This window comes from Cereibacter johrii, from assembly GCF_001720585.1.
GTDB lineage: Bacteria > Pseudomonadota > Alphaproteobacteria > Rhodobacterales > Rhodobacteraceae > Cereibacter_A > Cereibacter_A johrii.
In genome coordinates, this window is sequence record NZ_MABH01000093.1 from 1 (window position 1) to 13592 (window position 13592).

Annotated in this window: 9 protein-coding genes and 1 pseudogene; 9 read left to right on the forward strand and 1 reads right to left on the reverse strand. The window is 70.4% G+C overall.

What is annotated here, in order from left to right; translation table 11 throughout:
• Window positions 1–168 precede the first annotated feature (168 nt).
• The 4 genes from A9O63_RS07260 to A9O63_RS07275 all read left to right on the forward strand — a co-directional run bounded on the left by A9O63_RS07260 (window position 169) and on the right by A9O63_RS07275 (window position 3745).
• Window positions 169–1191, forward strand: a complete 1023-nt coding sequence (locus A9O63_RS07260; protein ID WP_069331327.1) for an AI-2E family transporter — start codon at window positions 169–171, stop codon at window positions 1189–1191.
• Window positions 1192–1350: 159 nt separating this feature from the next.
• Entirely contained in the window at window positions 1351–1920 is a 570-nt protein-coding gene (locus A9O63_RS07265) for a class I SAM-dependent methyltransferase (protein ID WP_069331328.1), read from the forward strand.
• Window positions 1921–1994: 74 nt separating this feature from the next.
• Window positions 1995–2912: a diacylglycerol/lipid kinase family protein gene (locus tag A9O63_RS07270; protein WP_069331329.1), complete on the forward strand. Its 918-nt coding sequence runs from the start codon at window positions 1995–1997 to the stop codon at window positions 2910–2912.
• Window positions 2909–3745 (forward strand): metallophosphoesterase family protein, encoded by an 837-nt coding sequence (locus A9O63_RS07275; protein WP_069331330.1) that lies wholly within the window; start codon window positions 2909–2911, stop codon window positions 3743–3745. Before A9O63_RS07270 ends, A9O63_RS07275 begins: the two co-directional genes overlap by 4 nt.
• A 28-nt stretch (window positions 3746–3773) precedes the next feature.
• Here the strand turns inward: A9O63_RS07275 and A9O63_RS07280 are convergent, their stop codons facing one another.
• Window positions 3774–6143 carry a putative bifunctional diguanylate cyclase/phosphodiesterase gene (locus A9O63_RS07280; protein ID WP_069331331.1) on the reverse strand — a complete coding sequence of 790 codons (2370 nt, stop codon included), beginning with the start codon at window positions 6141–6143 and terminating at the stop codon, window positions 3774–3776.
• Between the two features lie 382 nt (window positions 6144–6525).
• On the opposite strand from A9O63_RS07280, the gene A9O63_RS07285 reads away from it, so the two are divergent.
• The 5 genes and pseudogenes from A9O63_RS07285 to A9O63_RS07305 form a co-directional block, all read left to right on the forward strand.
• Window positions 6526–7197, forward strand: a complete 672-nt coding sequence (locus A9O63_RS07285; protein ID WP_069331332.1) for a hypothetical protein — start codon at window positions 6526–6528, stop codon at window positions 7195–7197.
• Between the two features lie 33 nt (window positions 7198–7230).
• Entirely contained in the window at window positions 7231–9597 is a 2367-nt protein-coding gene (gene bcsA / locus A9O63_RS07290; protein ID WP_069331333.1) for a UDP-forming cellulose synthase catalytic subunit, read from the forward strand.
• Window positions 9597–11771, forward strand: a complete 2175-nt coding sequence (locus A9O63_RS07295; protein WP_069331334.1) for a cellulose biosynthesis cyclic di-GMP-binding regulatory protein BcsB — start codon at window positions 9597–9599, stop codon at window positions 11769–11771. Before bcsA ends, A9O63_RS07295 begins: the two co-directional genes overlap by 1 nt.
• On the forward strand, window positions 11768–12838 hold the full coding sequence (locus tag A9O63_RS07300) for a glycosyl hydrolase family 8 (protein ID WP_069331335.1): 1071 nt from the start codon (window positions 11768–11770) through the stop codon (window positions 12836–12838). The genes A9O63_RS07295 and A9O63_RS07300 overlap by 4 nt, the downstream gene beginning before the upstream one ends.
• Window positions 12823–13592 (forward strand): annotated as a pseudogene (locus tag A9O63_RS07305) (hypothetical protein); the annotation flags it as partial. The gene A9O63_RS07300 and the pseudogene A9O63_RS07305, both read left to right, overlap by 16 nt.

Here is a 13592-nt window from a genome sequence, read left to right on the forward strand (position 1 = left end):
GCAAGGCCGGCCTTCCCCGCGGACGGCGTGGTGGGGCGCCCCTCCACGGTCCGGCCCTGACCTTCCCCCGGACCGCCGCCGACGCAGGTCCGGCGGAACAGGCCCCGCGCCCGCACGTTCCCTGAGGCCAAGCGGAGGCCCCTCCGCCGCAATCCAGACGGAGGACGCATGAGCAGGCGCACGGTTTCCCTTACAGTGCTGGCCCTCGTGCTCGCGCTTCTGATCCTCGTGGCGCCGGATGTGCTGCTGGTGATCTTCGCGGGCGTCCTGTTCGGCGTCTTCCTCTCGGCGGGCGGAGACCTCGTGCAGCGTGCGACCGGCCTCCCGCGGGGGGCGGGGATTGCCGTCTTCATCTTCCTCGCCGTCCTCGCCCTGACGGGCGCCTTCCTCGCCTTCGCTCCGGCGATGTTCGAGCAGGCCGATGAGCTCGCCCGCCAGCTTCCGCCCGCGTTCGAGAATCTGCGCGACCGGATCTCCGCCTACAGCTGGGGGCCGACGCTTCTGTCGCGGCTTGCGCCCTCGCGGCTGCTTTCCAGCGAGGGTGGCTTCGCCTCGACCGCGGTCAGCGCCACCTTCGGCGCGCTGGGCAATCTGGTCATCATCCTCTTCATCGGCCTCTATACGGCGGTGGATCCCGGGCTCTACCGCCGGGGCCTGCGGGCGCTCCTCGCTCCGCCGCTGCGCCCGAGGGGCGACGAGGTGCTGGCCATTGCCGATGGCACGCTGCGCGGCTGGCTCGGCGGACAGATCATCTCGATGACCGTCGTGGGCGTGCTGACCTGGCTCGGGCTCTGGCTGATCGGGATCCCGCTGGCCTTCATCCTCGGACTGATCGCGGCGCTCCTGACCTTCATCCCGAACATCGGCCCCGTGATCTCGGCGGTGCCCGCGCTGCTCCTCGCCCTGCCCGAGGGAGCGCAGCAGGTCGGGCTGGTGCTGGCGGTCTTCCTGGCCGTCCAGACCTTCGAAAGCTATCTCGTCACGCCTCTCATCCAAAAGGAGCGGGTCGACCTGCCGCCCGCGCTCATCATCTCGGCGCAGCTGCTGATGGGCGTGCTGTTCGGGCTGATGGGCCTGCTGCTGGCCACGCCTCTGGCGGCGCTGGCGCTGGCGCTGGTGCGCGAGGTCTATGTGCATGATTACCTTGAAGAAGGGCCGATGGAGATCCAAGGTCCTGACCGCGCGGATTAATCAACCTTGAGAAATAAATGCACAACTTTTAGATGAGAATGCGACTTCAGGGCAACATAACTGTCCTTTCGGTCAATCAGGGGAACGGAGCCTCTCTCCGAGGATTGAACGGATGCCGCTGCACCGTTTGCGCAGGCCATGATTACCGGAGAAGAGACCATGACGCTCACCTTGGCCCAGACCTTTGACCGCTGCCTCGATATCGCAGGAAATCCGACGGCGGCGATCAGCTTCCCGCAACGTCGGATGCTCGGTCAGGCGCTGGCCTTCCTGCCGCGTCAGCACTACCGGCGCGTGCTGGAGCTCGGGTGCGGAACGGGGGCGCTCGCGCGCGGTCTTTCGGTGCGCTGCGACCACTACCTCGGCCTCGATTCGGATGCCGATGCGCTGGATGAGGCGCGCGTGATGCCCTCGCTCTACGCCCAGACCGACTTCCGTCAGGGCCGGGTGCCCGAGGACATTCCCCAGGGGCCGTTCGATCTCGTGGTTCTGAACGGGGTGCTGCAGGACCTGTCGGCGGAGGCGATCGAGCGTCTCGCGGTGCGGCTGCGCCAGGTGGCGCCCTCGGCCGATATCCTCTGCCTCCGCAGCCTTCTGTTCGAGGGCCCCGACGAGGCGTTCCGCCCGCAGGCTGCCCTGGCCGCCGCCCTGGGCCGGCCGCTCACCGCCTGCAACTTCGACCGGCTGTTCCGCATCGACGTGTTCGAGCCGGAACGCGCCGCCGCCTGAGCGGAACCGCCGGGGGCGCGCGACGTTTGGCCCGGCGGCGCGCGACGCCGCGGGGCGCGAGTTTGGAGACAAGTATGCCTGAGCCTGACATCTGCGTGGTGATGAATGCCGGGTCGGGCAAGGGCGAGGAGGCGGAGCGGGTGCGGGCCGCCTTCGCCGCGCTCGACGTTCCGGCCCATCTGGAACTGGTCGAGGACGGCAGCCGCCTGACCGCCGTCGCGCGGCAGGCGATCGAGCGGGGCTTCGGCACGGTGGTGGCCGCGGGCGGCGACGGCACGATCTGCGCCGTGGCCGCCGCCATGGCGGGCTCGGGCAAGCGCATGGGCATCCTGCCGCTCGGCACCTTCAACTACTTCGCCCGGTCGCTGCTTCTGCCTCAGGAGCTGGAACCGGCGGTCGAGGTGATCTGCGCGGGCCGCACCGCTCCGATCCGCGTGGCCACGGTCAATGACGAGGTGTTCCTGAACAACGCGAGCCTCGGCGTCTATCCTGCGATCCTCGAGACGCGCGAGGAGATCTACCGGCGCTGGGGCCGCAGCCGCGCGCTGGCCTACTGGTCGGTGCTGAAGGTGCTGGCCCGCATGGGCCGCCCGCTGAAGCTGCGCGTCCGCGCGGGAGGCGAGGAGCGGCTCGTGCGCACGCCGCTCGTCTTCGTGGTCAACAATGCCTTCCAGCTCGAGCAGATGAATCTCGACGGGGCCGACCGGATCGCCGCGGGCGATCTCGTGGTCTTCATCGCGCCGAACACGGGCCGGCTCGGCATGTTCCGCAATGCGGCGGCGCTGGCGCTCGGCTATGCGAGCGTGGATCAGAACTACCTGATGATGAGCGGCCCTCAGGTGGAGATCGACCTGCCGCAGGGCCGCCGGCGGATCTGGCATGTTGCCCGCGACGGCGAGCGCGAGCGCATGGTGCCGCCCTTCGACCTCAAGGCCATCGAGGGCGCCATCGAGGTCTTCGTCCCCGAGCACTGGGACCGCGAGGTGCGATGAAGCGACTGCTGCACCTTTCCGACCTGCATTTCGGCCGCGATCGGCCCGAGCTGCTGCGGCCCCTGGTCGAGACGGTGAACCGGCTCGAGCCGGATCTGGTGGCGATCTCGGGCGATCTCACCCAGCGCGCGACCGAGGCCCAGTTCCGGGCGGCCGCGGCCTTCGTGGATGCGCTGAAGCCGCCGGTGCTGGTCGTGCCCGGCAATCATGACGTGCCGCTCCACAATCTCTACGTCCGCCTCGTGAAGCCCTGGAAGCGCTATCGCCGCTGGTTCGGCCGCGATCTCGAACCCTGCTGGGAGAATGACGAGATGATCGTGGTGGGCGCCAATACGGTCAATCCTCTGGCCTGGCAGCAGGGTTGGTTCCGTTCGCGCTCGCTCGCGCGGATCCGGCGGAGCTTCGCGGCCGAGGAGAGGCGGGTGCGGGTGGTGGTCGTTCATCACCCGATGGAGCATACGCCCGAGGATACGAAGGAGCTGATGCGCGGCGCCCAGCGGGCCATCGACGAACTGGCCGATTGCGGGGCCGACGTGATCCTCTCGGGGCATCTGCACACCTGGCGGGTGGCCCCCTTCGCCGAGGTGGCGGGGCGGGGCGTGGTGCTTCAGGTCCATGCGGGCACGGGCCTTTCGACGCGGGTCCGGGGCGAGCCCAACGACTTCAACCTGCTGGAGGTCGGCCCCGACCGCATCCATGTGGAACGGCACACCGCGCATGAGGATGCGAGCGGCTTCCGTCTGGCGGAGACCCGGACCTTCCGCGGCGGCGCCGGCCGCTGGGCACTGGCGGCCGAGGAGCCTCAGCCCGAGTCCCGGAACGGCCGGGCCTGACGCTGCTTTTCCGGCAGTCGTGGCGCCGTCAGCCCTTGCTCTGGCCCAGAACCGCGCGGTCGCCGTCATGGCCGCCGAGCGCCGAGACTTCGGGCGCGAGCTGCGTCTGCGCCTCATGGCTCGGGCGGCCGAAGAGGTAACCCTGGAAGGTCCGGCATCCCTTGGCCCGCAGCCAGGCGAACTGCGCCGGCGTCTCCACCCCCTCGGCCACCAGCGCGACGCCCAGTCCCGAGGCAAGCCCGATGATCCCTTCGAGGATGGTGCGGTTGGCCTTCGAGTCCGACAGGCCGCCGAGGAAGCTGCGGTCGATCTTCAGCACGTCCACGGGCAGATCCCGCAGGTAGCTGAGCGAGGAGAAGCCCGTGCCGAAATCGTCCAGCGCGATGGAAATGCCGAGCGCGCGCAGGTCCATCATCGTGGTCCGCGCAAGGCCGAGATTGGACAGGAGCGTGCCTTCCGTCACTTCGAGCTCGATCCGGGTCGGATCGACGCCGGTCTCGTCCAGCACCTCGCGCACCATCTGGCCGAACTCCTCGGACAGGAACTGCGCCGAGCTGATGTTGATCGAAACCCCGAGATGGCTTCGCGCGGGATCCTCGGCCCAGCGGGCGAGCTCCTGCGCCGCCGCCCGCAGCACCCAGCGGTCGATGTCGCGGATGAAGCCGGTTTCCTCGGCGAAGGGGATGAAGGCGATGGGCGCCAGCAGCCCGCGCTGCGGATGCTCCCAGCGGATCAGCGCCTCCTGACCCACGATCTCGAGCCCGGTCTCGCCAAGGCTGACCATCGGTTCGAAGAAGATGCGGAACTCGTCGCGGCGGATCGCCCCGCGCAGCTCCTTCGCGAGGGCCACGCGGCCCACCATGTCCTGTTCCATGTCGGCCCGGTAGGCACAGGCCCTGTCGCCGCCCGCGGCCTTGGCGGCCATGACGGCCAGATCCACGCCCTTCAGCAGCCCCTCGACCGTATCCTCGGCCGAGATGGCGGCAAGGCCGATCGAGGCCGTGACCTCGAGCGTTAGGCCGTCCACCACGAAGGGCTCGCGCAGCGCCTCGAGGATGCGCTCGGCCTCGGCCTCGGCGCCGGCGACCGCGCTGGCGGCGTCGGGATGGGGCTCGCCGCAGGTCAGCACGAATTCGTCGGCCGAGATCCGTCCGAGGTCGCCGCCGTCCTGCCGCAGGTTCTCGAGCCGTGCGCCCAGCGCCTGCAGGACCCGGTCGCCCAGCCAGTGCCCGCGGGTGCCGTTCACCTGCCGCATTCCGTCCAGGTCGATATAGAGAAGCGCGAGGAAGGCTTTCTCGCGGGCGCAGGTCTGGAGGCAGTCGCGCAGCACCTCGACGATGCCCCGGCGGTTGTAGAGGCCCGTCAGCGGGTCGAAGAAGGCGAGCTGATGCGCTTCGGCAAGCGCCGTGCGCAGCGCGCTGTCGGCCGAGACCTGGCCGGTCACGTCATCGATGGTGGCGACGACGCGCACCGCCGTCGCCGCGCCGGCGGCCACGGGGGCGGCGTTGATCGACAGGATCCGCTGCCGGCCGTCGCCGGCCATCAGCACATGGTGCAGGTCGCGCAGCGTGTGCCCTTCGGCAATGGCGCGCGCCACCGGCAGCGCCTCGGGGGGCAGGGGCTCGCCGTCCCGCGACAGAAGGCGGCAGCCCACGCCCTCGAGGGTGCATCCCGGCAGGCGGCTTGCGTCCGTTCCCAGAAGCGCCGCGGCCTCGTCGTTGGCGAAGACGATGCGGGCATCGGCATCGAAGGCGAGGATGGCCGAGGTGCTGGTCCGCAGGATCGATTCGAGAAGAAGCCGGTCCTCCTGCAGCGCCTCTGCCGCCACGGTCGTGAGCCGCTCGCTCTCGCGGCGTTCCACGGCCGCATGCATGGCCTCGGCCAGGGATTGCAGCGCGGCGAGATCCTCGGGGCGCAGGTCGCTGCTCGTCGTCCGCCAGCCCAGGAGCCCCCGGCCCGCCAGCACCCCGTGCCGCAGCATCGGCACCGCGACGAGCGACCGCAACTCCATCCCGGCCAGCCGATCGCGCGCCGACCCCTCGGGCAGGTCCTGCAGATCGCGCACCATGACCGGCCCGGTGAGGTCGGATCCCGGGCAGAACTTGCATAAATCGTGGACGTCCAAGACGGAATGGCCGTCTCGCGTCCAGCTGTGGATCGGTTCGAGAGGGCCCGCAGTCCCCGCACTGCAGACCTGCGCCACATCGGCTCCGCAGGCGTCCGCCACCTGCGCGAGAGCGCTCTCGATCTCGGTCTCGGTGGCAGAGAGCGGAGCCCGCAGGAGGCGGCCGATGATGTCGAGCACGGTCGCGGTGGTGGGGCTTGCATGGAAATTGCCGCTATCGGTCGCGGAAACGACCGCCGGCCCCCAAGATCCACCCTGTCCCTTACCCGTCATTCGATCGGCTTCGTCTTTTTACCAGCGGGAGGGCCCGACCCTCCATTCAACCTAGAGCACAGCCGAACTGGCTGTCAAATCGGAACACGGGAAGGGTCGATCGCCGTGCCGCAGCGTGCAGGGGCGAGCTTAGCCCAAGGCATACCGCGATTTCGCCTCACTCTTCGCCATTTTTGCGGAGACTGGTAAGTGGACGCTTAAGGTGTGGTATGTATTCTTGGCGATGCCTCGCCTTTGGTATGCACCGGTGCAACAGTGGCGGACCGATAATTATACCTCTTTGAGAAAGTGTGGCGTGCGTGACTGCGAGATGGGATGGAAAGTCGCTTCGGCCGGCGCCTGCGGGGGCGGCTTGGACAGGATCGGCACGGGCGGACTGAGGATGGCACAGGCATCGAATTGGCACGCCCGGCTCAGGCCCGGCCTTCCGCTGGCGGCGTTCCTGCTGCTGCTCGCCTGCGAGTCGACCTCCTTTCCCGGAAGGCCTGCGCTCTCGATCCGCGAGGAGACGGCGCAGTTCCGCACCGTCCCCGCGAGCCGGGCCTGGGTGCCCGTGCCCGGGGCGCTTCTGGTGCAGGAGCGGGACTTGGGCGGCGACCTCGAGCAGCGGATCGGGCTGCCGAACGCCACCACGCTCGAAGGCGACAATATGATCATCTTGCGCGGACGGGCGCCGGGCGGGCCGATTCTCGAGCGGCTCCAGCTGCAGAGCTTCGCCGATGCCGAGGGCGCACTGCCCAAGCCCTTCGGCCGGGTGAGCGACGGCGCTCTCAGCACGCGTGAAGATGTGCTCGGCACCGTAGTCTATGCCGAGGAGCGGCTCGGGGTGGACACGGTCTGTGTCTTGGCCATGCGGCGGATGCCGCCCACGGCCCGGCCGGTTCCGGCGCGGATCGAGGCGCTGGACGTGATGTTGCGCAACTGCACGCGCAGCGGCACGGAGGAGGCGCTGCGGCCCATCGGCGCGGCCAGCCTCGGCTTCGCCCCGCCCGATGTCGCGGCCGGCGCGGGGGCAGGGCGCAACCTCTCGCCCCTCGCCGCGCCGATGCCCTGAGCGCAGCCCCTTGAGCTTCCCGGAGACCCGCCCATGACCGTTCGAGCCAAGGCCCGCTCCCCGATAAGGGTCGTTCCCGTCCTGCTGTTCCTGTTGTGGGTGGCTCTCCTCGTGCCGTTCGGGCTTCTGGCGGCCGCGCCGGTCGCGCCCTCGGCTCAGGGCCTCATCGCCCTCTCTGCGGTGGTGCTGGTGGCGCTGCTCAAGCCCTTCGCCGACAGGATGGTGCCCCGCTTCCTGCTCTTGTCCGCGGCCTCGATGCTGGTGATGCGCTACTGGTTCTGGCGCCTGTTCGAGACGCTGCCGCCGCCCGCGCTCGACGCCTCCTTCCTCTTCGCCCTGCTGCTCTTCACGGTCGAGACCTTCTCGATCTCCATCTTCTTCCTCAACGGCTTTCTCAGCGCCGACCCGACCGACCGGCCGTTCCCGCGACCGCTGCAGCCCGAGGAGCTGCCGACGGTCGACATCCTCGTGCCCTCCTACAACGAGCCTGCCGACATGCTGAGCGTGACGCTCGCGGCGGCCAAGAACATGATCTATCCGGCGCGGTTGCGCACGGTGGTGCTCTGCGACGACGGGGGCACCGACCAGCGCTGCATGTCCCCCGACCCCGAGCTTGCGCAGAAGGCGCAGGAGCGGCGCCGCGAGTTGCAGCAGCTCTGCCGCGAGCTGGGCGTGGTCTATTCGACGCGCGAGCGGAACGAACATGCCAAGGCCGGCAACATGTCGGCCGCGCTCGAGCGGCTGAAGGGCGAGCTCGTGGTGGTGTTCGATGCCGACCACGTCCCGAGCCGCGACTTCCTGGCCAGGACGGTGGGCTATTTCGTCGAGGATCCGGACCTCTTCCTCGTCCAGACGCCGCACTTCTTCATCAACCCCGATCCGATCCAGCGCAACCTCGCGCTCGGCGACCGCTGCCCGCCCGAGAACGAGATGTTCTACGGCAAGATCCACCGCGGCCTCGACCGCTGGGGCGGGGCCTTCTTCTGCGGGTCGGCCGCGGTCCTGCGCCGCCGCGCGCTCGACGAGGCGGGCGGTTTTGCGGGCGAGACCATCACCGAGGATGCCGAGACCGCGCTCGAGATCCATTCCCGCGGCTGGAAGAGCCTTTACATCGACCGGGCCATGATCGCGGGGCTCCAGCCCGAGACCTTCGCCTCCTTCATCCAGCAGCGTGGCCGCTGGGCCACGGGCATGATGCAGATGCTGCTGCTGAAGAACCCGCTCTTCCGCCGCGGTCTCGGGATCGCGCAGCGCCTGTGCTACCTCAACTCGATGAGCTTCTGGTTCTTCCCGCTGGTGCGGATGATGTTCCTCGTGGCGCCGCTCATCTATCTCTTCTTCGGCATCGAGATCTTCGTGGCCACCTTCGAGGAGGTGCTGGCCTACATGCCGGGCTATCTGGCGGTGAGCTTCCTCGTCCAGAATGCGCTCTTCGCGCGGCAGCGATGGCCGCTCGTCTCCGAGGTCTACGAGGTGGCGCAGGCGCCCTATCTGGCGCGCGCCATCGTGACCACGCTCCTGCGGCCGCGCAGTGCCCGCTTCGCCGTGACCGCGAAGGACGAGACGCTGAGCGAGAACTACATTTCCCCCATCTACCGCCCGCTCCTCTTCACTTTCCTCCTCTGCCTGTCCGGCGTGTTCGCCGCGCTGGTCCGCTGGGTGGCCTTCCCGGGTGACAGGTCGGTCCTGCTCGTCGTGGGCGGCTGGGCGGTGCTCAACGTGCTTCTCGTGGGCTTCGCGCTGCGGGCCGTGGCCGAGAAGCAGCAGCGGCGCGCGGCACCCCGTGTGCAGATGGAGGTGCCGGCCGAGGCGCAGATCCCCGCCTTCGGCAACCGCTCGCTGACCGCAACCGTGCTCGATGCCTCGACCAGCGGCGTGCGCCTTCTGGTGCGGCTGCCCGGGGTGGGCGATCCGCATCCGGCGCTCGAGGCGGGGGGGCTCATCCAGTTCCAGCCGAAGTTCCCCGACGCGCCGCAGCTCGAGCGCATGGTGCGCGGCCGCATCCGCTCGGCGCGCCGCGAGGGCGGGACGGTGATGGTGGGCGTGATCTTCGAGGCCGGCCAGCCGACCGCGGTGCGCGAGACGGTGGCCTATCTCATCTTCGGCGAGAGCGCGCACTGGCGCACGATGCGCGAGGCCACGACGCGGCCCATCGGGCTCCTGCACGGGATGGCGCGGATCCTGTGGATGGCGGCCGCGAGCCTGCCCAAGACCGCGCGCGACTTCATGGACGAACCTGCCCGCCGCCGGCGCCGCCAGGAGGAACCGAAGGAGAAACAGGCGCATCTCCTGGCCTTCGGCACCGACTTCAGCACCGAACCGGACTGGGCGGGCGAGCTGCTCGATCCGACGGCGCAGGTCTCCGCACGTCCCAACACGGTCGCCTGGGGGTCGAACTGATGGACATGCGACTGCTGCCTCTCCTGCTCCTCGGAGCGCTGGCGCCGATGGCCGCGGCCCAGGACGCGCCGATGATCGTGATCGAGGGCCTCACGTCCGAAGAACCGAAGGCGGCCCCCGATGCCGCCGCGGAAGCGACGCCGGCGGCAGAGGTCGCACCCTGGATCATTCCGATGCGCTCTCTGGCCGAGACCACGCAGGTCGGGCCGCTCTTCCGCCTGCAGGGCCAGCAGGCCCGCGCGGCCTTCCGTCTCTTCCTGCCGGCCGAAGCGGCCGGCGGCACGCTCACGCTCGCGCAGCGCAGCAGCATCAACGTCCTGCCCGAAAGCTCGCAGGTCATCGTCCGGATGAACGATCAGGAGATCGGTCGCTTCACCCCCCGCCAGTTCGGCCCCCTGGGGGCCATCACCATGCCGCTCGGCGATGCCGTGCGGGCGGGCGACAATCTCGTGACGATCGAGGCGCAGCACCGGCACCGCATCTATTGCGGTGCGGATGCCGAATTCGACCTCTGGACCGAGGTCGATCTGAGCCAGAGTGGCGTGGCTCTTCCCGCCGCAGCGGTCGGCACGGAGCCCACCTCGTTCATCGCGGCCCTCACCGCGCAGGCGGAGTCGGGCCAGCCGATCGAGATCCGCACGGCCACCCCGCCCGACGAGGCGACGCTGCGCGCTCTGGCCCAGGCTCTCGGGCGGCCCTTCCCCGACGAGGCGCTGCCGCTCGCGCTGAGCAAGCCGTGGCAGGCCAAGGCCGGCCACACTTATGCGCGGGTCACGCTGCTGCCCTCCGACGTCGACCGCGCCACCATCCGCAGGGGCGGCGATGGGGCCGTGGTTCTGGTCCTCGAGCATCTGCCCGGGGGCACACCCAAGGCGTCGCTCGTCGCCGATCTTCTGGGAGAGAGCCGGACGCTGCCGCCCCCGACGCTGCCGCAGATCCCGCCCGGCCGCGTCGTCACGCTGGGCGACATGGGCGTCGACACCATCCTCACCGACAACCGCTACTTCAACCGCGACATCGACTTCCAGCTGCCGGACGACTGGCTGCTGCTGGCGAGCCAGAAGGCACGGATCGGTATCGACTACGGCTTTGCCGGGGGGCTGCCCGAGGGCGCGCTGCTGCTCGTGAAGGTCAATGGCACGACGGTGCGCATGCTGCCGCTCGACCGCGGCGCCGCGGCGGTGAAGCCCCGGCTCGACATCGGCTTCCCGGCGCGGCTCCTGCATCCCGGCCCCAACCGGCTGTCGTTCGAATCGGTCATCCCGGGCAATCCGCCCGACCAGCCCTGTCCCGTCGCGGGCGATCTGATGCAGGTGCTGAGCTCGACCGACCTCGAGGTGCCGCCCTCGCCGCGGATGCAGATGGCGGACATGGCGCGGGATCTGGCGCAGGTGACGCCGGCATCGGTGCATGCCGCCACGCCCGACGGGCTGGCGCGGACGCTGCCCTTCATGTCGGCCTTCCGCGAGGTTCCCGGCGCGGCGCCCGTGCGGCTCACGGTGGCGGGCCTGCACGACATTGCCGCGGTTCCGCTGAACGAGGAGGGCCTGACGCCGCGCCTTCTCGCCCTGACGCTGCTTCCCTCCACCGTCTCCCGGCTGGTGGAGCGTCCGACGGCGCCCGCGGGCCCGCCGGCCAACGCGCTCGCTCCGCTCGGCGCCGCGCCGGGGGAGGGGGTGATGCCGCCGCTGGTCGAGTCGAACTGGTCGGACCGCGCCCAGACCTTCATGGAGGCCACGCTGCAGCCCGTCATCCAGGCGGTTCGGCGGATGCTGCGGCCGGGGGACGGCACCCTCGCCGAGTGGCTTGCCACGCGCAAGGGCACGGCCATGGTGCTCGCGCCCGAACCGGGCAAGCTCTGGGTCATCCTCGGGCCCGAGGCCGAGCCTGCCCGGGTTGCCGAAGCCCTCGCCCTGGCGCCGCGCTCGCCCGGCGGGCCGCGCGGCCAGGTGGCCGTGCTCGGCGCCGACGGACGCTGGTCGAGCTGGTCCAAGCCCGGCCTCCTGCCGGAGTTGCGCGAGCCCGTGAGCCTTGACAATGTGCGCAGCGTGGTGGGCAACGTCGCATCGGCGCGGCCCCCCCTGCTGCTCGGCGGGATGCTCGGCCTCGCCTGGATCAGTGCTGCAATCGCCGTGGGCTTCGTGCTCCGCACCCGGGGGAAGGGCCTGAAATGAGGAGACGGACCATCCTGACGTCGGCCGCCGCCGCGCTGATGCTGGCCCCTGCAGGACGCCTCTTCGCGCAGGCGGGCGGGGAGGCCCTGGCCGCGGATCACCCGCTGCAGGCGGCCTGGCGCAGCTGGAAGAATGCCTTCCTGCTGCCCGCCGGCCGCATCGTCGACGGGCCGCAGCAGAATGCGAGCCATTCCGAAGGTCAGGGCTACGGCGCCACGCTGGCCGCGATCTTCGGCGACGAGGAGGCCCTGCGGCGCATCGTCGACTGGACCGAGGCGAACCTCGCGCGGCGCGAGGACAAGCTTCTGAGCTGGCGCTGGCTGCCCGGTGTGGCGCTGGCCGTGCCCGATGAAAACAACGCCACCGATGGCGATCTCTTCTACGCCTGGGGTCTCGCCATGGCCGCACAGCGGTTCGGCAAGGCCGATTACGCCGGGCGCGCGACCGAACTCGCGCGCGCCATCGCGCTGCATTGCGTGCGCCCGCATCCGGACGGCTCCGAGCGGCTCGTGCTGCTGCCGGGGGCCACAGGCTTCGAGACGCCGGACGGGGTGGTGCTCAATCCCTCCTACTACATGCCCCGCGCCCTGACCGAGCTCGCCGCCTTCAGCGGCCAGGACCGGCTGGCGCGCTGTGCCCGCGACGGGGCCGACTGGATCGCGTCGCTCGGGCTTCCGCCGGACTGGGCGCTGGTGACGGCCTTCGGCACGCAGCCGGCGCCGGGCCTGTCCCACAACAGCGGCTACGATGCGCTGCGCGTGCCGCTGTTCCTGCTCTGGTCCGGGCTGACGGCCAATCCGGCGCTGCGGCGCGCGGTCGAGACGGCCGGGGGATCCGCTTCCGTCGACACGCCGGTGAGGTTCGACCGCGAGACGGGGGCGGTGCTCGAACGGTCCGCCGATCCGGGCTTCCGTGCCGTGCAGGCGCTCGGCGACTGCGCCCTTTCGGGTCGGCCGGGGGCGGCGATCCCGCCCTTCGACGCGCGCCAGCCCTACTACCCCGCGACGCTGCATCTGATGGCGCTCGTGGCACAAGTGGAAGGTTTTTCTGCATGCGTTCCGATCTGAGGCGGCTCTCCGGCCTGACCCTCTCGCTGATCCTGGCCGGCAGCCTGGCCCTGGCGCAGGGATCGGCCCCCACGCCGCAGGATCTCGAGGCGCTGAACTACTATGTCTCGAACGGCGACAGCCGGGCCGCGAATGCCGAGCTGCGCCGCCTGCGCGCGCAGTTTCCCGACTGGGACGTGCCTGAGGACCTCACGCTGCTGGGCCAGCAGCGGTCTCCCGCCGCCGAGATCGACCGGATCTACCGGCAGATCGCGGCCGGAGACCTGACCGAGGCCCGGCAGACGATGGACCAGACGTCGCGCACCTTCCCCGGATGGACGCCGCCAGCCGAGATGGAGCGTCTTCTGGCGACGGCCGAGGCACAGGCCGCCTTCGATGCGGCGGCCACTGCGGGCAATGCGGCCGCGGCGATCGAGATTGCGCGGCGGACGCCCGCGATCCTCCGCTGCGACCGGGTGAACAACGCCTGGCGGCTGGCCGAGCTGCAGGCGGCGGCGGGCCAGAAGGCGGCCGCGCTGCAGAGCTATCGCGGGGTGATCGCCTCCTGCTCGGGCCTGTCCGAGGTGACGGCGACGCTCGAGAAGGCCGAAGCCGTGGCCAGCGATGCCGAGCTGGTTGAGCTCTTCCGGCTGGCCAATGCGCAGCTTCCGGGCTCGGGGCCCGCGCTGAAGGCGCTCGAGACGCGGCTGCGGGCCGGACGCGGCGATACGGCGCCCGAGGGGGCAGCAGCCGGCGGAGCCACGCGCACGCCCGG

What these genes read in the sequence shown, in the direction of transcription:
- A9O63_RS07260 (WP_069331327.1), top strand. Translation starts at nt 169, where the DNA reads ATGAGCAGGCGCACGGTTTCCCTTACAGTGCTGGCCCTCGTGCTCGCG.
- A9O63_RS07265 (WP_069331328.1), top strand. Translation starts at nt 1,351, where the DNA reads ATGACGCTCACCTTGGCCCAGACCTTTGACCGCTGCCTCGATATCGCA.
- A9O63_RS07270 (WP_069331329.1), top strand. Translation starts at nt 1,995, where the DNA reads ATGCCTGAGCCTGACATCTGCGTGGTGATGAATGCCGGGTCGGGCAAG.
- A9O63_RS07275 (WP_069331330.1), top strand. Translation starts at nt 2,909, where the DNA reads ATGAAGCGACTGCTGCACCTTTCCGACCTGCATTTCGGCCGCGATCGG.
- A9O63_RS07280 (WP_069331331.1), bottom strand. Translation starts at nt 6,143, where the DNA reads ATGACGGGTAAGGGACAGGGTGGATCTTGGGGGCCGGCGGTCGTTTCC.
- A9O63_RS07285 (WP_069331332.1), top strand. Translation starts at nt 6,526, where the DNA reads ATGGCACAGGCATCGAATTGGCACGCCCGGCTCAGGCCCGGCCTTCCG.
- bcsA (WP_069331333.1), top strand. Translation starts at nt 7,231, where the DNA reads ATGACCGTTCGAGCCAAGGCCCGCTCCCCGATAAGGGTCGTTCCCGTC.
- A9O63_RS07295 (WP_069331334.1), top strand. Translation starts at nt 9,597, where the DNA reads ATGGACATGCGACTGCTGCCTCTCCTGCTCCTCGGAGCGCTGGCGCCG.
- A9O63_RS07300 (WP_069331335.1), top strand. Translation starts at nt 11,768, where the DNA reads ATGAGGAGACGGACCATCCTGACGTCGGCCGCCGCCGCGCTGATGCTG.